This window comes from Streptomyces sp. Act143 (genome assembly GCF_003143935.1).
Classification (GTDB): domain Bacteria; phylum Actinomycetota; class Actinomycetes; order Streptomycetales; family Streptomycetaceae; genus Streptomyces.
This window is the reverse complement of sequence record NZ_QFRX01000001.1, coordinates 6061516-6081727: the sequence shown is the minus strand read 5'-3', so window position 1 is coordinate 6081727 and position 20212 is coordinate 6061516. Positions and strand designations below refer to the sequence as shown.

General features: G+C 71.5%; 15 protein-coding genes and 1 pseudogene. 5 read left to right on the top strand and 11 right to left on the bottom strand.

The features are described 5' to 3' along the window. Positions 1–31: 31 nt before the first annotated feature. Together DI272_RS27780 and DI272_RS27775 are read right to left on the bottom strand one after the other, a co-directional pair. Positions 32–217 carry a hypothetical protein gene (locus tag DI272_RS27780; RefSeq protein WP_181387329.1) on the bottom strand — a complete coding sequence of 62 codons (186 nt, stop codon included), beginning with the start codon at positions 215–217 and terminating at the stop codon, positions 32–34. Positions 218–321: 104 nt separating this feature from the next. After that, positions 322–1599 (bottom strand): hypothetical protein, encoded by a 1278-nt coding sequence (locus DI272_RS27775; RefSeq protein WP_109497951.1) that lies wholly within the window; start codon positions 1597–1599, stop codon positions 322–324. Positions 1600–1786: 187 nt separating this feature from the next. Here DI272_RS27775 and DI272_RS27770 point away from each other — a divergent pair, with 187 nt between their 5' ends. Beyond that, positions 1787–2674 (top strand): DUF4429 domain-containing protein, encoded by an 888-nt coding sequence (locus DI272_RS27770; RefSeq protein WP_109497950.1) that lies wholly within the window; start codon positions 1787–1789, stop codon positions 2672–2674. Between the two features lie 47 nt (positions 2675–2721). On the opposite strand, the gene DI272_RS27765 is transcribed toward DI272_RS27770, so the two are convergent. Beyond that, on the bottom strand, positions 2722–3531 hold the full coding sequence (locus DI272_RS27765; RefSeq protein ID WP_109497949.1) for a class II aldolase/adducin family protein: 810 nt from the start codon (positions 3529–3531) through the stop codon (positions 2722–2724). Between the two features lie 180 nt (positions 3532–3711). On the opposite strand from DI272_RS27765, the gene DI272_RS27760 reads away from it, so the two are divergent. Both DI272_RS27760 and DI272_RS27755 read left to right on the top strand, forming a co-directional pair. Continuing rightward, positions 3712–4347 carry a hypothetical protein gene (locus DI272_RS27760; RefSeq protein ID WP_109497948.1) on the top strand — a complete coding sequence of 212 codons (636 nt, stop codon included), beginning with the start codon at positions 3712–3714 and terminating at the stop codon, positions 4345–4347. 42 nt (positions 4348–4389) lie between these two features. Beyond that, entirely contained in the window at positions 4390–4863 is a 474-nt protein-coding gene (locus DI272_RS27755) for a pyridoxamine 5'-phosphate oxidase family protein (RefSeq protein ID WP_109497947.1), read from the top strand. A gap of 19 nt (positions 4864–4882) precedes the next feature. Here DI272_RS27755 and guaA read toward each other — a convergent pair whose 3' ends face one another. Beyond that, complete coding sequence (gene guaA / locus DI272_RS27750; protein ID WP_109497946.1) at positions 4883–6460, bottom strand: glutamine-hydrolyzing GMP synthase; 1578 nt, start codon at positions 6458–6460, stop codon at positions 4883–4885. 335 nt (positions 6461–6795) lie between these two features. Between guaA and DI272_RS27745 the strand changes: the two genes are divergently transcribed. Then, complete coding sequence (locus tag DI272_RS27745) at positions 6796–7053, top strand: chorismate mutase (RefSeq protein ID WP_181387328.1); 258 nt, start codon at positions 6796–6798, stop codon at positions 7051–7053. A 534-nt stretch (positions 7054–7587) separates the two neighbouring features. Here DI272_RS27745 and DI272_RS27740 read toward each other — a convergent pair. After that, positions 7588–8694 carry a hypothetical protein gene (locus DI272_RS27740; RefSeq protein WP_109497944.1) on the bottom strand — a complete coding sequence of 369 codons (1107 nt, stop codon included), beginning with the start codon at positions 8692–8694 and terminating at the stop codon, positions 7588–7590. Between the two features lie 243 nt (positions 8695–8937). On the opposite strand from DI272_RS27740, the gene DI272_RS27735 reads away from it, so the two are divergent. Next, positions 8938–9969 (top strand): LAETG motif-containing sortase-dependent surface protein, encoded by a 1032-nt coding sequence (locus tag DI272_RS27735; protein WP_109497943.1) that lies wholly within the window; start codon positions 8938–8940, stop codon positions 9967–9969. 84 nt (positions 9970–10053) lie between these two features. Here DI272_RS27735 and DI272_RS27730 read toward each other — a convergent pair whose 3' ends face one another. From DI272_RS27730 to DI272_RS27705, 6 genes and pseudogenes are all read right to left on the bottom strand, one after another. Continuing rightward, a complete protein-coding gene (locus tag DI272_RS27730; protein ID WP_109497942.1) occupies positions 10054–11832 on the bottom strand; it encodes a GMC oxidoreductase in 1779 nt (592 codons plus the stop codon). A gap of 15 nt (positions 11833–11847) precedes the next feature. Continuing rightward, positions 11848–13461 (bottom strand): succinic semialdehyde dehydrogenase, encoded by a 1614-nt coding sequence (locus DI272_RS27725; protein ID WP_109497941.1) that lies wholly within the window; start codon positions 13459–13461, stop codon positions 11848–11850. Positions 13462–13603: 142 nt separating this feature from the next. Next, the gene (locus tag DI272_RS27720) at positions 13604–15346 is read right to left on the bottom strand and encodes a serine/threonine-protein kinase (protein ID WP_109497940.1); all 1743 of its coding nucleotides are present in this window, start codon (positions 15344–15346) and stop codon (positions 13604–13606) included. 68 nt (positions 15347–15414) lie between these two features. Beyond that, complete coding sequence (locus DI272_RS27715) at positions 15415–17085, bottom strand: serine/threonine-protein kinase (RefSeq protein ID WP_109497939.1); 1671 nt, start codon at positions 17083–17085, stop codon at positions 15415–15417. Positions 17086–17562: 477 nt separating this feature from the next. After that, positions 17563–18393, bottom strand: a pseudogene (locus DI272_RS27710) (serine/threonine-protein kinase); the annotation flags it as partial. A 64-nt stretch (positions 18394–18457) separates the two neighbouring features. Further along, entirely contained in the window at positions 18458–20077 is a 1620-nt protein-coding gene (locus DI272_RS27705; protein ID WP_109497937.1) for a serine/threonine-protein kinase, read from the bottom strand. Positions 20078–20212: the final 135 nt, after the last annotated feature.

The window sequence follows — 20212 nt, the reverse complement described above, 5'->3', positions numbered from 1 at the left end:
GCGCCCCGCCCGGGGCCGGTCGTGGCGTGGGTCAGATGTGTGCCTGGATCTGGCGTACCGGGTGGCCCAGGGCCTGGGCGACGGAGGCCAGTTGCTCCTCGCTCAGCCCACCGGTCTCCGGGTTCCGGACGGCGATCTCGAAGCGGGCGAAGCCGCAGGGCCAGTCGTAGTCCAGCCGGTCCAGGGTGGTGGCGGCACCGCAGCAGGGGACGGACACGTCGAGCGTCGGGAAGCCGTCCTCGTGGGCCTCGACCAGGTCCTCGGTATGACGGACAGGACGTCGTCACTCATGGTTCAGGCCTCTTCAGTGGTGGTCAGGGCTCAGTCCGTCACATCGATCGGGTACCGGTTGGTCTCCACGCCCGCCGCGGTGATCACCTGCACCTCCACCCGCCCCGGCTCGACGTCGGCCGGCACCGGTACCGTCAGCACGGCGTCCGTCGGGTTGCTGAAGCCGCCGGCTACCGGGACGAGCGGGACATGGACGTGGACCGTGCCCACCCGGACCGTCATCCGGCACAACCGCTCGGCCCCCTGCGCCCCCGGGGGCACGAACCCGGCGCCGCGGATCTCGATGTCGTCGCCGGTGCGGATCGGGCCGTCGAGGTCACCGGCCTCGCGGGCGCGGACGACGGAGAGGATGACGGGACGGCCGCCCTCGGCGTACTTGCCGGCCAGGTAGGTCGCCGCCGAGATCAGGACGATCACGGCCAGCCCCCAGGGCAGGTCGGGCAGTTGATCGGGGCGCCGGGTCAGCCGTACCGCGGCGAACAGCAGCGCCACCGCGCTGATCACGACGTACTGGATGTCGGCGAAGGTGCCGCGTCCGGCGTCGTCGGTGAGCAGGTCGGCGGCGCGTGGGCGCTCGGCGCGCACCTTCTGGAGGCGTTGCCCCAGTACCCGCAGCCCGACCACCCGCCGCACCAGCACCGCGATCCCGCAGACCACGGCGAGGACGGTAACCGCACCGGCGCCGCGGGCCAGTTCGAGCCCGGCGATCAGGGCGTCGCGCTCGGCCGGGTCGGAGGCGGCGGCCAGTCGGCCGACGAGGACGAGCACCGCGTACGCGACGAAGAGCACCCAGGCCACGGCGACCGCGCGGGAGGTGGACAGCCGGTTGTCCTCGCCGATCACGGGGGCCAGCGCACCGCCCCGGGCGCGGTGGAACCAGGAGGCGGCGGTCAGGGCGCCGGCCGTCATCAGGGCGGCCAGCAGCCCGGCGGTGCGGGCGGCGGTCCAGCCCGCGCCGATCGCCGTCAGCGCCTGGCCGAGCAGCAGCACGACCACACCGGCCCACACCGTGTACGCGGTGCGGCTCCACAGCCGGGTGAGCCAGGCCTCGCCCTCGGCCCGGCCGCGTTCGGCGACGAGTTCCGCGGACTGGGTCAGCTCCTCCGACACCCACTGCCGGGAGGCCGAGGCCGAGTGGGCCACGGCGGCCGGCAGGCCCTGTCCGGCGGCGAACTCGTCCCGCTTCAGCAGGAACGCGGCGACCGCCCGCCGATGGCCCTCCCGCGCCCCGTGCGGACAGTCCCCGCAGGTGCAGCCACCCCCGTGCGCACCCGTTTCCGCGCCCTGTCTCGCCTCCTGCACCGCCACGCCCGATGCCCGCCTTCCCCGCGATCTCCGCACCCCGCGGCCCCTGCCGAAGTCTCGGCCGCCGCCCTGCAACTCCCCCGCAATGACAGCGAATTGTGCCCTACGCCACGGTGGGCTCGTCCGGCAGGTGTGGTCAGGGCGGGTGAATTCGAAGTCGCCGTGTTGACCCGGCTGCGAGAATTTCTGTATGGCCGAGATCATCCAGCGCGACGGGACCTGGGCCTTCGACGGCACGACGGTCAGGATCACGCCCGGACTCCACCGCTCGGTGCCGCTGTTCCGGCAGACGTACGGGGAGATCGCCGTGCCTCTGGAGGCCGTCTCGGGCGTCGTCTTCGAGCCCGAACGCAAGCGGGGGCGGCTGCGGATGCGGCTGCGCGAGGGGGCCGATCCGCTGCTGCAGGCGACCGGGGGGCGGCTGCCGGACGCGGCGGACCCGTACCGGCTGGCGGTGGACGTGGACCGGGCCGGGGTCGCCGAGTACGTGGCGGAGGAGATCCGGCGGGCGCTGCTGCTCGACCAGGTCCCGAAGGACCCGACGAAGACGTATCTGCTGTCCGGCCCGCCGGTCCCGGTCTCCGTCCGCTCCTCCGACGGCACGGTCTCCTTCGACGGCCTCCAGGTGCGCATCGACTGGGCCGACACCTCCGACCGCGTCAAACGCGCGACCGGCCCGCGCATCATCGCCCTGGGCGACCTGGTGGGCGTGGAGTGGCTGCCCAACTCCGGCTACGAGGACGGTTTCCTGCGCTTCGTGACCCGGGAGACGGCGTTCTCCAAACTCCCGCCCGAGAAGGACCCGTACGCCCTGGACCTGTGGGGCAGCGCCCGCCGCGACCTCCTGACGGCCCTGGTGGCCACCGCGGTCACCTCCCGGCTCCCGCACCCCTCCACCCGCGCGGTCGGCGACCACGCGGGCCGCCCGCCCCAGCTCCCGGCGGGGGCCGCGTCCCGGGCCGACCATCACGACGTCCTGCTGCGCAGGCTGCGGGAGCTGGGCGAACTGCACCGGGACGGCGTCCTGACGGACGAGGAGTTCGCGATGACGAAGGCGGTGATCCTGAGGGGCTTCTAGCTCAGAGAGGCTTCTAGCTCGGAGGGGCTTCTAGCTCGGAGGGGCTTCTAGCTCAGCAGATCGGGCTCGCTCCGGCTGATGTCCTGCCACAAGGGCTGGTAGTTGATCCACGCCACCAGGTCGCCGCCCAGCTGCTCCCTGGTGGCGACCGCAGCCTTGTGGTCGATCAGGACCGGGCGGCCGGCTGCCCTCGCGGTCAGCTGGACCTGGGCGGAGCGTTCCATGGACAGGAACCACCAGGCCGCCGCGTCCACCGAGTCGCCGACGGTCAGCAGGCCGTGGTTGCGCAGCACCAGCCCCTTTCCGGTGTCCAGGGCGGCGGCGATCCTGCGGCCCTCGGCGGCGTCGACGGCCACGCCGGAGTAGGCGTCGTAGACGGCGTGGTCCTCGTAGAAGGCGCAGCTCTCCTGGGTGATCGGGTCGAGGAGGTCGCCGAGGGCGGACAGGGCGCGGCCGTGCACGGAGTGGCAGTGGGCGACCGCGACGACGTCGGGGCGGGCGGCGTGGACCTGGGCGTGGACGGTGAAGGCGGCCTGGTTGACGTGGTAGCGGCCCTCGACGACCTGCCCCTCGGAGTTGGCGAGGACCAGGTCGCTGACGGTGACGTGCTTGAAGGGCATCCCGAACGGGTTGACCCAGAAGCAGTCCGTGAACTCCGGGTCGCGTGCGGTGATGTGGCCGGACACCCCGTCCTCGAAGCCCTGCCGCCCGAAGATCCGCAGCGCGCCCGCCAGCCGCTCCTTGCGGTGCCGGCGCTCGTCCTCGACGGAGTCGTGCATCGGCGGCATCGCGAACCGGAGGCTGTCGGTGGGCAGGGGGGCCGGTGGGGTCGGTCCCGGTTCATACGTCCCGTGCATCGGTCCTCCAGCACTGGGGTGGCTTTACGGGGCGGAAGTTACCGTCGGTCAGCGCAGGAGAACAGGCGTATGAGGTAACGATGCCGTGCGCAACCCTTCCGGCGGCTCGGCGGTCTGGTGTGCGGAACGAAAAGTTCCCGACACTCCAGCACCAGTTTTGAGTCATCCCCGGAGCCCTCCTTGAGCCTCGTCGAACGTCACCTCAGCTCCCTCATGCGGCAGATCGCGACCCAGGACCACGTCGAGCTGGTCCACCCCTTCGCCGAGCACAAACTGTTCGGGGCGCTGGTCTACGTCGCCGAGTGCTTCGGTTTCCGCTACGCCGGTGTCCGCCTCGTCGGCCGCCACAAGATCCTCCATGTCCACCTGGTCCGCGACACGCACCCCGCGGCCCAGCAGCGCGCCGCCGCGAACCTCGCCGCGTTCCCGCAGGTGGGCGCGGGCGGCACGGTTCCGGGCATGTACCTGAACTCGCTCACGCCGGTGCCCGAGGCCCAGGCCGAGATCGACCTGATCATCGCGCTCATCAAGTACGACGCCCTGGTCGAGGCGGGCAACCCCCGGCAGCTCAAGACCATCGGCTGGGGCGCCGCGGCCCTCTTCCTGCTGATGGCCCCGCTGACCGGCGCGTACGCCGTCCTTCTCCCGCTCGCCGTGCTGATGCCGGCGTTCCTGTACGGTGCCCTGCGCATCAACACGGTCCGCCGCGCCAAGCTGGCCACGCAGCTGACGGCGGGCGGCTGTGCGCAGGTGCGGGACGACGCGGGACGGGAGCGGTACGTGCGTCCGCTGCCGTATGCCGCACAGGTCGCGTAATACCGGACAGCGGGTGTCGGGTATCGGCGCCAGACTCGTCGTATGACAGCGAACTGGTCCACCTTCACCACCGCCGAACCCGGCCTCGCCAAGGTCGCCGAAGAGCGCTTCGGGGCCTTCACGCACCACACCCTGGCGACGCTCCGCAAGGACGGCTCGCCCCGCACCAGCGGCCTGGAGGTGCGGTTCCTGAACGGTGAGCTGTGGCTCGGCATGATGCCGGACTCGCTCAAGGCCCTCGACCTGCTCCGCGACCCGCGGTTCGCACTCCAGGCGAATCCCGGGGAGGGGCAGTCGATGGGCGGCGGTGATGTGCGCGTCAGCGGGCGGGCTGTCGAGGTGACCGACCCGGTGATCAAGGCCGCGTACGGCGAAGAGGTGGAACCGCCGGAGCCGTTCCACCTCTTCCGCACCGAGCTGACGGAGGTCGTTCGGACCTACGTCGAGGACGAGAAGTACCTCGTCGTCCAGGTCTGGAAGCCCGGAGAGCCGGTGCGGACTCTCAAGCGGACCTGAGGGCTGGTGCCGGGGAGGCCTACTCCCACTCGATGGTGCCCGGCGGCTTCGAGGTGACGTCCAGGACGACGCGGTTGACGTCCGCGACCTCGTTGGTGATCCGCGTCGAGATCTTCGCCAGCACCTCGTACGGCAGCCGCGACCAGTCGGCGGTCATGGCGTCCTCGGAGGAGACCGGCCGCAGGACGATCGGGTGGCCGTACGTCCGGCCGTCGCCCTGGACACCCACGGACCGGACGTCCGCGAGCAGGACCACCGGGCACTGCCAGATGTCCCGGTCGAGACCGGCGGCGGTGAGCTCCTCGCGGGCGATGGCGTCGGCGTCGCGGAGCAGGTCGAGCCGCTCCTTGGTGACCTCGCCGACGATCCGGATGCCGAGACCGGGGCCCGGGAACGGCTGGCGCTGGACGATCTCGTCCGGGAGCCCGAGCTCCTGGCCGACCATCCGCACCTCGTCCTTGAACAGCTTGCGCAGCGGCTCGATCAGCTTGAACTCGAGGTCCTCGGGCAGGCCGCCCACGTTGTGGTGGGACTTGATGTTGGCCGTGCCGGTGCCGCCACCGGACTCGACCACGTCCGGGTAGAGCGTGCCCTGGACGAGGAACTCCACCGCCGGGCCCTCGTCCGCGATGATCTCCGCCTGCGCCTGCTCGAAGACCCGGATGAACTCGCGGCCGATGATCTTCCGCTTCTCCTCGGGGTCCGAGACACCCTTGAGCGCGGTCAGGAAGCGCTCCTCCGCGTCGACGACGACCAGCTTCACGCCGGTCGCGGCCACGAAGTCCTTCTCGACCTGCTCGGTCTCGCCCTTGCGCATCAGGCCGTGGTCGACGTAAACGCAGGTCAGCTGGTCACCGATGGCACGGGCCACGAGGGCCGCGGCCACCGCGGAGTCGACGCCGCCGGACAGCCCGCAGATGGCGCGCTTGTCGCCGACCTGCTCGCGGATGAGGGCGACCTGCTCCTCGATGACGTTGCCGGTGGTCCAGTCGGGCTTCAGGCCCGCGCCCCGGTAGAGGAAGTGCTCCAGGACCTGCTGGCCGTGCGTGGAGTGCATGACCTCGGGGTGGTACTGGACGCCGTAGAGCTTCTTCTCGTCGTTCTCGAAGGCGGCGACCGGGACGACGTCCGTGGAGGCCGTGACGGAGAAGCCCTCGGGTGCGGCGGAGCAGGCGTCGCCGTGCGACATCCACACGTGCTGCTCGTCCGGGGTGCCCTCGAAGAGGGTGGAGGACGACTTCGAGACGTGCAGGTCGGTGCGGCCGTACTCACGGGCGCCGGTGTTGTCGACCGTCCCGCCGAGGCTCTGCGCCATCAGCTGGAAGCCGTAGCACATGCCGAAGACGGGGACGCCGGCCTCGAAGAGCGCGCGGTCGAGGCGGGGGGCGCCCTCCTCGTAGACCGACGAGGGGCCGCCGGAGAGGATGATCGCCGCCGGGTTCTTGGCGAGCATCTCCTCGACCGGCATGGTGCTCGGCACGATCTCGCTGTAGACCCGCGCCTCGCGGACGCGACGGGCGATGAGCTGGGCGTACTGCGCGCCGAAGTCGACGACCAGAACGGTGTCGGGGGCGGCGGCGGGGGTCGCTGATGACACGGGGTGCCTTCCGGCGGTTTGGGCGAGGGCTGTGATGACCGATTCTAACGGGGTGCGGCCGCGCCCCCTCCCGGCAGCCGTCCCCGCCCCTGCCGTCCGGTGGCTGGACCCCGGTTGGACAGGGTCCGGCGCACGTGCATACTGCTGCCATGCTCACGCACCCGACCTACCTGTTTACCTATGGCAACCGGCCCGCCGGCTGCCATGGTCGTGCTGCTTGAGCTACTGACAAGCGACTTCCCAGGCGCCCCGGGCCGACAAGGTCCGGGGCGCCTGTCGTTTCCTTCCGGATCTTGCCGCTCCGGGGCAGCCTCGAAAAACCACGAGGAGCCCCCGTGACCACCACCACACCCGAAGCGGTCATCGCCGACGCCCGCGAGCGCATCGACGCCATCGACGACCGGATCATCGGCCTCATCCAGGAACGGGCGGCCGTCTCCGCCGTCGTCCAGCAGACCCGTATCGCCTCCGGTGGGCGGCGCGTGCACCTCGCGCGCGAGATGGAGATCCTCAACCACTTCAGCGAGGCGCTCGGCAAGCCGGGGACGTCCCTGGCGATGACGCTGCTCGAACTGTGCAGGGGTCGCATCTGAGTTCGGGCCCCGTCTCACCCGTACGGCGCGTGACCGGATCGCGGACCGCTTCGTTGGTGGTGGTGTCCGTGCCAGCCAGGGGCGGGCCCGACAGAACCACGCGTGGCTCGCTGGAGCGATGAGACGTCCGGATCTCGCCGTACGTCGTGGGACCTCGCTCCAGGTAAGTGACCGGACGGCAGGGGACAGCAGCCCGGTCACCCAAGAGAACGGCCGGCTCCGGGGACGCCCGGGGCCGACCGGCGGGACAGAAGGCTGGGTCAAACGGTTGCGGAGGCCGGGTGCATCCAGCACGATGCCTACAAAGCCCAAGTCCCCCTTTACACCACCGCATTGTCTGTGCATTGCGGCACTGCCAAAGGTCGAGACCATCCGCGCGCCCCGCGTATGCCGGGGCGCCGACCCGGCACTCAGGACAAGCGGCGCAACCCCCCGGCGCCGCTCCCCAGGCACCGGCGCTGCCCTGACGCCGGTGCTGACGAGAGAAGGGCCCCGCGGCTCCGTCCCGCGGGGCCCTTCGCACGCGCGTACCGGTCAGGTGCGGGACACCACTCCGCATCCCTTGTCGTCTCCGATGTCCCTGCTGCGGTCGTACGGGTCCGTCGTCGGGCCGGTCGGGGCCGCGCCCGTGGGCTCGGCCGAGTCGAAGTGCGGGTGCAGGAAGCCGTCGTAGACGTCGCAGGCCGAGTTGCCGATGTCCTGGTCGTACTTCACGACAGCGATCTTGCCGGGCGTGACCCGGTACTTGGCCGGGTCGGAGAGTTCGAGGTCGAGGACGCGGCGGACGATGGTGCGGGCCACCTCGGTCGTGCCGTCGGTGCGGACCACCGGGTAGACGAAGGTGTAGTCGGCGTGGACGGCGACCGCGGCGCCCTCACCGGCCTTGAAGGTGATGCGGCCGCGGGTCTTCACGACGTCACCGACGAGCCGCACCTCGTCCGGGTCGAAGCGGCTGAACATCAGCAGCGGATCGTGGGCCTTGTCCGGCTTGCTCAGGGCCTTCTTCAGGAAGCCGGGCACGTCCTGGTGCGGCTCCAGCAGGCCGAGCGCGGTCTCCGGGCGCTCCCCGCGCAGGGTCGCCGGGTCGAGGTTCGCGTCGATCAGCAGCTTCCTGGTCAGCTCCAGAGCCCGTGCGACGTCCGCCTTGCTCCGCCCGCCGACCGCCTCGGCCTCCGGCACGACGATGCCGGTCTCACCGTCGGCCCAGCGCTTGGCGGGCGACCCGGCGAACGGGTCGTCCAGGGTCGGGGTCCCGGGGGCCGCGGACACGGGCGGGCCGGTCGGCGCCGCCGTCTCCGCCGGCAGGGTTCCGCCGGCCTCGTCGGCGGAGCCGGAGCCGAAGGGGTCGCCGGGCAGCAGCGACGGCTTGATCGCGACGACAGCCACGGCGGCGGCGAGCAGCACGCCGAGGGCCTTCCACACCCCTCGCCCGCGCTTCTTCTCCCGCCACGCGGGCCCCGTCCGCCACCCCTCCGGCAGCTCGCCCCGCGCCTCCTGCTGCCGCAGCCGGTCCGTGACCATGCGGGCGCGGGCGGAGGGCTCCTTCGGAGCGGCCTGTTCGTTGGCGCGAGCGAACTGCTCCCAGACGTCGTCCGGGACTTCGGGGGTCGAGGAGGACTCCTCGGCAGGCTTGTCAGACACGAGCGTTAGTTCTAGGCGCTGGGAAAGCGCCTTCACAAGCGGGGTCCGGCTGTGACTCAGGACACACACGAGGCATGTGACCCAGGCCACATAAGAATTCTGTGAATGCAGGGGCAACCATTCACAGTCTTCACGGATCAAACCCTGCGAACCAAGGGCCACACCCGCGCCCCACACGCGAGGCCCCACCTGCCCCACTCGCGTGCTGCGACGCGCAGCACACCGGACTTCTTGAGGTCTTTCATGAAGCTTCGCCGTGCCATGGCCGCAGCGGCCGCGACGGCTGTCATAGCCCCGCTCGCGCTGTTGTCCGCGCCCGCCGCGTTCGCGGACGAGATGACGTCGCCGACCCCCACCGAGACGGTCACCGAGACGCCTTCGGGCACCCCGTCCGACACGGCCGAGCCGACGCCCAGCGACACCTCGCTGCCCAGCGACACCGCTGACCCGACCAACTCGGCCTCGCCCTCGGCCACCGACTCCACGTCGCCGAGCGCGTCCGCCTCCGCGTCCGAGACGGGTGAGCCCGAGCCCTCCGAGTCGGCCGACCCGAGCGAGGAGCCGACCGACCCGGACGTCCCGTACTGCGAGGAACTCGACGAGGACTTCTCGGACGCCAAGGTCTCCGCGGACATCAAGGGCCTGCCCGGCAAGATCGTCGCCGGTGACGGCTTCCACAACTTCAAGCTGGTCGTCACCAACGAGTCCGACACCACGGTCGACGGTGTGGCCTTCTATGCCGAGGTCGAGAACTACGAGATCGACGAGGCGAAGTGGCTGAGCCCGTACGTCGACCTGGAGTTCAAGAACCCCGACACGGGTTCCTGGGACCGCATCGGCGACGACGACTTCGCCGGTGACTACTTCTTCTACGTCGACGCGCTGAAGGCGGGCAAGAGCCAGTCGGTCAGCCTGCGCGTCAGCATCGACGCCAAGGCCCCGGCCGGAGACGCCTACTCCTTCGGCTCCGGCGCCTACCTCGACAACGTCGATGGTCAGGACTGCATCGCCGAGGGCTGGGCGCAGTACGACTTCTCGGTCCTCAAGGCCGGCTCCTCGAACCCGAAGCCGGGCGAGGCCACGCCGAGCGACAACGGCAAGGGCTCCGTGAAGAAGCCGCAGGGCGACGTCTCCGAGCTGCCGACCGGCAACCTCGCCGAGACCGGCTCCAGCTCCGCGCTGCCGACCATCGGCCTCGTGGGCGGGGTCGCGGTCGTCGCCGGTGCCGGCGCCGTGTTCGCGATGCGTCGCCGCAAGGCCGGCGCCGAGGCGTAACAAGAGCTAATTGCAAGAAAAGAGAAGGACCTGCGTTCGGAGGGGGGCGCAGGTCCTTCTCTCTGTCTGTGGCCAGGTGCGGCTCTACGACTTCGGCGGCACCGCCGGCATCCCCAGGAACGGCAGCCGCAGCGCGCCGAAGGCGTCCGCCGGGACCGCCGGTGACTGCGGCTCGACCGGCTTCAGGCGCTCGTACGCCGCTCCCTGGGCCGGGCGCGGGTCCGCCTCGCCGTTGTTGGGCCAGTACGACATCGCCCGCTCGGCCTGGGCGGTGATCGTCAGGGACGGGTTCACGCCCAGGTTGGCGGAGACGGCCGCGCCGTCGACGACCGAGATGCCGGGGTGGCCGTAGAGGCGGTGGTAGGGGTCGATGACGCCCTCCTCCGGGCTCGCCCCGATCGGGCAGCCGCCCAGGAAGTGGGCCGTCAGCGGGGTGCCCATCAGCTCGCCGACGTTGGAGCCGGCGAAGCCGTTGATCTCCGCCGCGATCGCGGTGGCCGCCTCCGAAGCCGCCCTGATCTGCTTGGGGTTGGGAGCGCCATGACCCTGCCGGGCGGTCAGCAGCCCCTTGCCCACGCCGTCCGGCTTGAGGTACGTCGTCAGGGAGTTGTCCAGCGACTGCATCACCAGGCCGATGATGGTCTTCTCCGACCACCGCCGGTTGGAGAGGGAGCGCAGCACGAGGACGGGATGGCGGGCGGCGTTCGTCAGCCACCCCAGCACTCTCGACGAGCCCTCGGCGTAGGGGACTTGCAGGATGGAGAGGCCGCCCATCGAGTTGGAGCCCCGGCCGTAGCGGACGGGCTCGATGTGGGTGTTCTCGTCCGGGTGGACGGACGAGGTGATGGCGACGCCGCGCGTGAAGTCGACCTTGGGCTCGCCCGTCACCTTGCGGTAGCGCCGGTTGTCGGTCTGCGCGCCGACCAGCGCCTCGGAGTTGGTGCGCGTCAGCTCACCCAACTTCGGCGAGATGTACGGCAGTTGCCCGCCCGACTTCATCCGGTGCAGCAGCGTCTGGGTGCCGTAGGTGCCGGCCGCGATGACGACCCGGCGGGCCTTGAACGTCCGGCCCGGACCCTTGCGCTTCTGGTCCGTCGGCAGGGTGACGATCGCGTACCCGCCCTGCGAGTCGTCCGTGACCGAGACGACCGTCGTCATGGGGTGGACGACCGCGCCCGCCTTCTCGGCGAGGTAGAGGTAGTTCTCATTGAGGGTGTTCTTCGCGCCGTGGCGGCAGCCGGTCATGCACTCGCCGCACTCGGTGCAGGCCTTGCGGTCCGGCCCCGCGCCCCCGAAGTAGGGGTCGGCGACCCGCTCACCGGCCTTCGCCTTCGCCGAGCCGTCGGCGTCCTGGCCGTCACCGAAGAAGACGCCGACGGGCGCCAGGTGGAAGGTGTCGCCGACGCCCATCCGCTGGGCCGCCGCCTTCAGATGGACGTCGGACGGGGTCATCGTCGGGTTGAGCCGTACGCCGAGCATGCGCCGCGCCTGGTCGTAGTACGGCTTCAACTCCTCCTCCCAGTCCGTGATGTCACGCCACTGGGGGTCCTCGAAGAACGGTTTCGGCGGTACGTAGAGGGTGTTGGCGTAGTTGAGGGACCCGCCGCCGACCCCGGCGCCCGCGAGCACCATGACGTTGCCCAGCAGATGGATGCGCTGGAGCCCGTACATGCCGAGCCGGGGAGCCCAGAGGTAGTTCTTCAGGTCCCAGGAGTTCTTGGGGAGGGACTCCCTGGTGAAGCGGCGGCCCGCCTCCAGGACGCCCACGCGATAGCCCTTCTCCGTGAGGCGAAGAGCGCTGACCGAACCGCCGAATCCGGAACCCACGACGATGACGTCGTAGTCGTAGTCGTCCTGTGGCACGTGTGCTCTCTCTCCCTACCGGAACCGGAACGCCTTCATGAGCCGCAGGCTGCGGCTCATGAACTGGGCGTACTTCTCGTCGTCCATCCCCAGCGACGGCGCCATCGGCAGCAGCCGCTGCTGGGCGACCGTCTGGGCCTCGGTGTACTTGAGGATGCCCTCGGAGCCGTGGCGGCGGCCGAGGCCGGAGTCCTTCATGCCGCCCATCGGGGACTGGACGCTGCCGTAGGCGGGCGCGTAGCCCTCGTTGACGTTCACGGTCCCCGTACGCAGCCGGGCGGCGACCTCGCGACCCCGCTTGCCGTCCTTCGTCCAGACCGAGGAATTCAGGCCGTACGACGTCGAGTTGGCGGCCTCGACCGCCTCGTCCTCGGTCTTGAAGCGGTAGAGGGACACCACCGGGCCGAAGGTCTCCTCGGCGCAGATCGCCATCGGCTCGGTCACTCCGTCGAGGATGGTCGGCTCGAAGAAGTACGGGCCGATGTCCGGGCGGGCGACGCCACCGGCGACGACCTTGGCGCCCTTGGCGACGGCCTCCTCCACGTGCCGGGTGACGGTCTCCAGCTGCCGCTCCCCCACCAGGGAGCCCATGTCGGCGCCGTAGGCGAGGGACTTGCCGAGCCGCATGGCCTTCGTACGGGCGGCGAACCGCTCCAGGAAGGCGTCGGCGATCGACTCGTGGACGTACAACCGCTCGATGGAGATGCACAGTTGGCCCGCGGAGGAGAAGCAGGCGCGGACGGCGCCGGCCGCGGCCTTCTCGATGTCCGCGTCCTCCAGGACCAGCATGGCGTTCTTGCCGCCGAGTTCGAGGGAGACGCCGACCAGCCGGGCCGCCGCGCCTCGGGCGACCTCGCGCCCTGTACGGGTGGAGCCGGTGAAGGAGACGTAGTCGGCGTGCCGGACGACCTCGGGGCCGACGACCGGGCCCTCGCCGAGGACGACCTGGAAGACGTCGGCGGGCAGGCCCGCCTCGATGAGCAGGTCGCGCGCCCACAGGGCGGTCAGGCAGGTCTCGGTGTCGGGCTTCATGACGACCGCGTTGCCCGCGGCGAACGCCGGGAGCGCGTCGCCGACCGACAGCTCCAGGGGGTAGTTCCAGGGGGCGATCTGGCCGACCACACCGCGCGGATGACGGAGCTCGGTGACGCGCGTGAGGGTGGGCATGGCGCCCGCGTGCCGCTTGGGCTTGAGATAGGCGGCGGCGCGGCGGCCGTAGTGCCGGGCGGCGACCGCGACGGCCTGCACCTCCTCGTGGGCGTGCAGCCGGGCCTTGCCGGTCTCCAGCTGGATGAGGTCGAGGACCTCGGCCTGACGCTCCAGGACGAGGTCGTGGAAGCGGAGCAGGACGGCCGCGCGCTGCCGTACGGGCGTCTGCGCCCACACCGCCTGCGCGGCGCGGGCCGCCTCGAAGGCCTTCGCCACGTCCTCCGGCGTCGACTCGGGCAGGTCGGCCAGCTTCTCGCCGGTGAACGGGGTGTGGTTGGCGGTGCGACCGGAGCCGACCACGCCCTTGGTGAGCTGCGCGACCAGCTCCGGGGTGACCACGTCGGCGGCGGTACGGGCGCCCTCCGGGGCGGGGGCGAGAGGGTTGGTGCCGGTCAGTTCCGGGGCCTGCGAGTCCGTCATGACGCGCAGGGTATGCCGGGGCGGGAACTTTGGGTACCCGGCGGTAACAGGGATTCACGGACTGCACACACGGCGCCAGCGATCACTGGCGGTAAACCTGCTGATCAGGGCGTTGTGCGGGGACGATCACCCCGGGTTCGCCTCAGGAGGACGATTTTCCGATCTCCAGCCGGTCACGGGCCGCCTTGAACACCGAGGTGCCCTCCTTCTCCTGCGGGGTCCCCTTGGGCATGTCGACGCGCAGCTCGTACATCCGGCCGTCGCCGGTCAGGACCGTCAGCTGCATGACCCGGGTGGAGCCGAAGCCCTCGTCGTCGTAGGTGGTGTCGGCGAGGAGCGCGTCGTAGCCGTCCAGGCTGGTGTCCGTGATCCGGGTGTCCGCGTCTCCGTACGACGCCCAGCCCAGCGACTGCTGCTGGGCCCGCGTCTCCAGCGAGACGGGAGCCTTGTCCCACTGGCTGAGGCGGACCTGGATGTCCCCGGACTTCTCACCGGACTCGTAGATGACGATCCGGGGCTGGTCGTTCGGGCTGCCCTGCCGCACGGACTCCGTGTACCGGCTCGGGACGGCGAGGACCGCGTTCATGCCCTTCTCCCGGTGCCGGGTCCAGGGCTCGTCGACGACGTCCGTGGCCTTCGGAGCGGGTGTCGCGGTCTGCACCGCGGCCGTCTCCCTGGGGTCCGCGGGCGCGGGGTCCGCGAGGAAGTAGGAGGTACCGGCCCACGCCCCACCGACCAGCGCGACGGCGAGGAGGGCGGCGGGGAGGGGTCGGCGCAGGGGGTGGGACAGGGAGCGGCGCAGGGGGTGGGACAGAGGACGGGGCTTCGGCTGCGCGGGCGGGACGGGCACGGCGGTGGTGTCCGGCTGCGCGGGCGGCTCGGGCACGGGGGTGATGTCCGGCTGCGCGGCCGGGACGGGCACGGGGGTGATGTCCGGCTGCGCGGCCGGCTCCGGCTTCCGCAGGCGTGTGGTGTCGGCGTCCTCCCCCAGCTCGGGTATTCGATCCGGTTTCTGGGCCGGCGCCACCGCTGCGAGCGGCGGTACGGGCCACCCCTCGGCCGCCGCCTCCAGCACCTCGGCGGCCTCCGCCGCGTCCGGCCGCCGGTCCGGGTCCTTCGCCAACAGCGCGGTGATCAGCGGCCCGAGGGGCCCGGCCCGTTCCGGCTCCGGCGGGTCGTGGGAGAGGACCGCGGCGAGGGTGGACTCCACCGTGGAACGCCGGAACGGCGGCTCCCCTTCGACGGCGGCGTACAGCAGCACACCGAGGGACCACAGGTCGGAGGCCGGTCCCGCGCCCTTGCCGGCCATCCGCTCCGGCGCGACGAAGTCGAGCGAGCCGACGAACTCACCGCTGACGGTGAGGGATTCCTCGCCCTGGACATGGGCGATGCCGAAGTCGGTGAGGACGACCCGGCCGTGGGTGCCGAGCAGGACGTTGGCGGGCTTGACGTCCCGGTGGACGATGCCGACGGAGTGCGCGGCGCGCAGGGCGCCGAGAACGGCGCGGCCGATACGGGCGGACTCGGCCGGGCCGACAGGGCCCCGGCGGAGCACCGCGTCGAGGGACTCGCCCCGGACCAACTCCATGACGATCCAGGGGAGTCCGTCCTCCACGACCACGTCATGGATGGAGACGGCGGCGGGATGGTCGACGCGGGCGGCGGCACGGGCCTCCCGGTAGAGCCGGTGCGAGGCGCGCTGATGCGCCTCGTCCTCGGGGTCGCCGGGCAACCGCGGCTGCTTCACGGCGACTTCGCGGTCCACGAGTTCGTCGAGCGCCCGCCAGACGGTGCCCATGCCGCCCGAGCCGATGCGCTCGACCAGCCGGTAACGGCCGCCTATGAGTCGTCCCTTGGGGCTCGCGCCGCCCCCGTCGTTGCTCATGTCCCATGAGTACCTTGTGCCGTGGGCGCTTGTCGACGCGGGGCGGCGGTGCGCCGGGGACACGGGCCTCAGAGCACGTCGACGTCCAGGTTGGCGATGGCGGTCTTCGCCACCTCCTTGCCCCGGGCCGTGAAATCACCCTTGCCGGGATAGCTGACGGTGAGCTTGTACATGTCGCCCTTGGACGTCTTGTAGTAGAAGATCTGCAGCTCGCGGGGGCGCGGGTGCTGGCTGTCGTCGGTCGTGTAGGTGATCGTGTTCCGGGCGGCCGGCTTCCCCTGGTACGTGGCACCGTCGTCGGTGTCCGTCCTCGGGTTCTCCGGCATCTGGAGGTCGTACTCGCCGCGGTCCTTGAACTCCTTGTTGTCCTCGTACATCTCGGCGGCGGCGGAGTCGGCGATGTTCTCGCTCGTGTCCTCGGCCTTCTTGTCGAGGGTGAGGCCGATCCAGATGCTGCCGCTCCAGTCGGTGTACGTGACCCAGTGCCCCTCGTCCGTCTTCCGGTCGGGGTACCCCGGCTGGTACCCCGAGGGCACCGCCAGTGACGCGGCGACGTCCTTCTCGTGCACCGTCTTCCAGTCGTCCGGCAACGGCCCCGCGAACGGGTCCGCGATCACCAGGTACGCCGCCACCGCTGCCGCGACGACCGCCGCACCAAACCCGATGAGGGTCTTGCGGCCGAGCCGGACCCCCTTGGCGGGCCCCTCCGCCGCGACCCGTACGACCTGCGTCGGTGCCGGAGCCGGAGGCTCGGCGGCCTTCTCCAGCAGCGCGCGCACCTGAGCGGCGTTCGGGCGGCGGCCCGGCTCCTTCTCGAGCAGGCCCGTGATGACCTCGGCCAGCGGGCCGGACGCCGAAGCGGGCGCGGCGGGCGTGGCGTTGAGGACGGACTGGAGGGTGGCCGGGGTGTTGCTGCGGCGGAACGGCGAGACGCCCTCGGTGGCCGCGTAGAGGACGACGCCCAGCGACCAGAGGTCGGACGCCGGGCCCGGGCGCTGGCCCAACACCCGCTCGGGGGCGATGTATTCGGGCGAGCCGACGAAACCGCCGGTGTCGGTCAGGCTGGTCTCGCCCTCGATCTGGGCGATACCGAAGTCGGTGAGGACGACGCGGTCGTGCCGCCCGAGAAGGACGTTGTCCGGCTTGACGTCCCGGTGCAGTACGCCCGCGGCGTGCGCGGCCTCCAGCGCCGCCAGCACCTCCAGGCCGATTCTCGCCGCTTCGCGCGCCCCGAGGGTGCCCTCCTGCAACGCGTCGCCCAGGGAGCGCCCTTGCACCAGCTCCATGACGATCCACGGCTGGCCGTCGACGACCGCCACGTCGTGCACGTTCACGACCGCGGGGTGATCGAGCCGGGCCGCGGCCCGCGCCTCGCGCCGCATCCGCTCGAAGGCGTTGGCGCGTTCACGCTCGGGAAGATGATCCGGTACGCGGGGCTCCTTGACGGCGACCTCACGGTCCACGGTCTCGTCCTTGGCCCGCCAGACCGTCCCCATGCCGCCGTGCCCGAGCTTGGCCAGCAGCCGGTAGCGGCCTGCGATCAGCCGCCCTGTGCCGGGGTCCGGCGCGGGCACCGAGGGCGCCGCGGGCGCGGCCTGCTGCGGCACGACCTGGGTGGGTGCCGCGTACGGGTTGTACGGGTTGTCGGGGTGCGGTACCGCCGTGGGCGGGCTCGGCGGTTGCAGACCGAAACTCGTTGGCTCGTCGGACCCGTAAGGGGCTCCCCCGTTGCTGCTCATGGGTCCATCCATATCGCGGCGAGCGCCGGTGTATCCACCCACAGCGCTTTCCGGTCACAGAGCCGTGACTCGGGCGGTCCGCTATCTCCGGTTTGTCAGGGCGGGTGCCGGAAAGGACGCCGATGGCGACACCGAGAGGGAGGAGGAGGAAGGTTTCTTCGACGTGGCCGACCTCGGGGTGACGGACTTCGGCGTGGCCGACCTCGGGGTGACGGACTTCGACGTGGCCGACCTCGGGGTGACGGACTTCGACGTGGCCGACTTCGGGGTGACGGACTTCGGCGTGGCCGACTTCGAGGTGGCCGACGCGGTCGCCGAGGTGCTCACCGACGGACTCGGCGACGGCGCGGGCCCGCCACCGCCCTTGTCGTGCAGCAACAGCGCCGCCCCCGACACCCCGGCCCCCGCCATCGCGGCGACCAGCACCACGGCCGTCAGCACACCCCGCAGCGAGTGCTTCCCCGCGACCGGCAGGTGCCCCGTCTCCAGAAAGGTCCGCAGCATCCGCTCCGCCGCCTCCGCGTCCAGCCGCCGCTCCGGATCACGCTCCAGCAGCCCCCGTACGACGGGAAGCAGCGGCGCGGCCTGCGCCGGCGGGCGGATCTCAGCCGAGAGGACCGCGTGCAGCACGCCGCTCAACGAGTCGCGGCGGAACGGCGAATCACCGCTCAGCGCCGTGCAGAGCAGCGCGCCCACCGACCACAGATCGGAGGCGGGGCCGGTCCCCGCCCCGGTCATCCGCTCCGGCGCGGTGTACTCGGGCGAGCCGACGAAGGACCCGGTCTCGGTGAGCGTGGTCGCGCCCGCGACCTGCGCGACCCCGAAGTCGGTGAGGACGACCCGGCCGGTACCGGCCTCCAGCAGGACGTTCGCGGGCTTGATGTCCCGGTGCAGGACCCCGGCCGCGTGCGCCGCGCGCAACGCGCTCAGCAGATCGGCCCCGATCCGCGCGGCCTCGGCCGCCCCGACCGGGCCGTACCCGGCGATCCGGTCGGCGAGGGAGCCGCCGTCGATCAACTCCATGACGAGGTAGAACCGTTCGTCCTGCTCGACGACGTCGTGGACGACGATGATGTGCGGGTGCCTGAGCTGCGCGACGGCCCGCGCCTCGCGGAGCGTACGGTCCCGCTGCCACCGGGCCTCGCCCTCGGACAACGTCTCGTCGAGGGACAGCTCCTTGACCGCGACACGCCGTCCGAGCAGCAGATCGGTGGCCCGCCAGACCACTCCCATGCCACCACGCCCGAGCCGCACCTCCAGGCGGTAACGCCCCGCTACGACACGGAAGTTGTCCCCCTGGGTCCCCATGGGCCCCATGATGCATCGCCGGACGGTCGGCTTCCGGGGCGCTGACCGGCCAAGTTGGGGCGGGTCAGGAGGGGTTCGGCTGCCAGCCCCGCAGCACGGAGGTGAACCGCTTGCTGGTGGCGTCCCAGTCGGCGGCGGGCGAGGCGGTGTAGAGGGCGTACTCGACACCGCCACGCGTCATGTACGCCACGTCGAGCGCCCGGTACGGCCCCGGAAAGGGCGAGTCCTTCGGCAGCTGGGTCCAGGTGTACTCCCAGCGCACGCTCTGCTGGTCGCGGTAGACCTCCTGCCTCATGCTCAGGGTCGCGAAGTCCTTCAGCCGCGGCTTGTTCGCCGCCTCCAGCTCCCGCATGTGATCGTAGGAGCTGTTGTAGTCCGGCGCGGTGTCGACGGCGACACGCACAAGGGTCTTGCCCTGGTCAGGCGAATAGTCGACCTGCGCCAGACCGTCCTTCTCCTCGATGGAGACCGTCCGGTCCCAGCCCTTGGGCAGGTACAGGCTGAAGCCCAGGGGATCGTCGTACTTCTCCCAGCCGGCGGGAACGGCCCCTTGGGCACTCCTCGACGGCGAAGGGGTCGGCGTCGGACTCCCGTCCGATGAGACGGAAGAACTGCCCGAGTCCCACTGCTGCAACGCCACGGCGCCCCCCGCACCCACGATGGCCGCGACGGCGACGACCAGGGCGAACGTACGCCAGCCGCGCCGACGCCCGGGGGAAGCGGTCGCGCCCACGGCGACCGGCGCGACCGGGGGGTACGGCGTGGCGGCGGCCGTCTGCACGGTCCGGGTTCCGCCACCGACGGCCCCCGTCGTCGGCGTCTCGTACCGCACCGCGCCCGTCGGCACATACTCCTGCGCCGCACTCGCCCGCCGCCCCTCCGCCACCTCGGCGAGCATCTGCTCCGCCGCCGCGGCACTCGGCCGGTCGGCCGGATCCTTGCGGAGCAGCGCCGTGAGGACGGGGCCCAGCGCGCCGGCGTGCGCCGGCTGGGCCGGTTCCTCCTCGACGACCGCCTGCATGGTGCCGAGCGGGGACGTGCGGCGGAACGGCGAGCGGCCCTCCACCGCCGTGTACAGCGTCGCGCCCAGCGCCCACAGGTCCGATGCCGGACCCGGGTCATGGCCGCGCACCCGCTCCGGGGCGAGGTAGTCCACGGAACCGACGACCTCGCCGGTGCGGGTGATCGTCGTGTCGCCCTCGATCTGGGCGATGCCGAAGTCCGTGAGCAGGACGCGGCCGTCGTGGGAGAGCAGGACGTTGCCCGGTTTCACGTCGCGGTGCAGGACCCCGGCGTCGTGCGCGGCACGCAGCGCGCGCAGCACCCACAGGCCGATCCGGGCGGCCTCGGCGGGCTCGATGCGCCCGTCCTGCTTGACCGCGTCGGCGAGCGAACGACCCTCGACCAGCTCCATCACGATCCACGGGCGGGCGTCGTGATCGAGGACATCGTGCACCGTGACGACGGCCGAGTGGTTGATCCGGGCCGCCGCGCGGGCCTCGGCGCGGGTGCGGTGGAGCAGCCGCTCCTGGTCGCTCTCGGAGACGTAGAGCGCGGCGGTGAGCTCCTTGATCGCGACGGCCCGGTGCAGCACTTCGTCGTGGGCCCGCCACACGCGGCCCATGCCGCCGCTGCCGATGGTGTCGGCGAGCCGGTAGCGGCCCGCGATGAGCAGGCCCTGCATCTGATTCACGTTGCCCCGCAATGGTCTTGACAGGGTCAGCGTAAAGACCGGCCCGTACGCAGGGAACCACGGGGGTGCCAAGGAAACGGCACTGTGACAGTTGTCGCTTTCAGCAGCGGGAGGCAACCGGCACGG

Bases quoted from the DNA above. Each gene is read 5' to 3' on its own strand.
- DI272_RS27765 (WP_109497949.1), bottom strand. From the start codon at position 3,531: ATGCACGGGACGTATGAACCGGGACCGACCCCACCGGCCCCCCTGCCC.
- DI272_RS27725 (WP_109497941.1), bottom strand. From the start codon at position 13,461: ATGACGGACTCGCAGGCCCCGGAACTGACCGGCACCAACCCTCTCGCC.
- DI272_RS27715 (WP_109497939.1), bottom strand. From the start codon at position 17,085: ATGAGCAGCAACGGGGGAGCCCCTTACGGGTCCGACGAGCCAACGAGT.
- DI272_RS27735 (WP_109497943.1), top strand. From the start codon at position 8,938: ATGAAGCTTCGCCGTGCCATGGCCGCAGCGGCCGCGACGGCTGTCATA.
- DI272_RS27720 (WP_109497940.1), bottom strand. From the start codon at position 15,346: ATGAGCAACGACGGGGGCGGCGCGAGCCCCAAGGGACGACTCATAGGC.
- DI272_RS27705 (WP_109497937.1), bottom strand. From the start codon at position 20,077: ATGCAGGGCCTGCTCATCGCGGGCCGCTACCGGCTCGCCGACACCATC.
- DI272_RS27755 (WP_109497947.1), top strand. From the start codon at position 4,390: ATGACAGCGAACTGGTCCACCTTCACCACCGCCGAACCCGGCCTCGCC.
- DI272_RS27770 (WP_109497950.1), top strand. From the start codon at position 1,787: ATGGCCGAGATCATCCAGCGCGACGGGACCTGGGCCTTCGACGGCACG.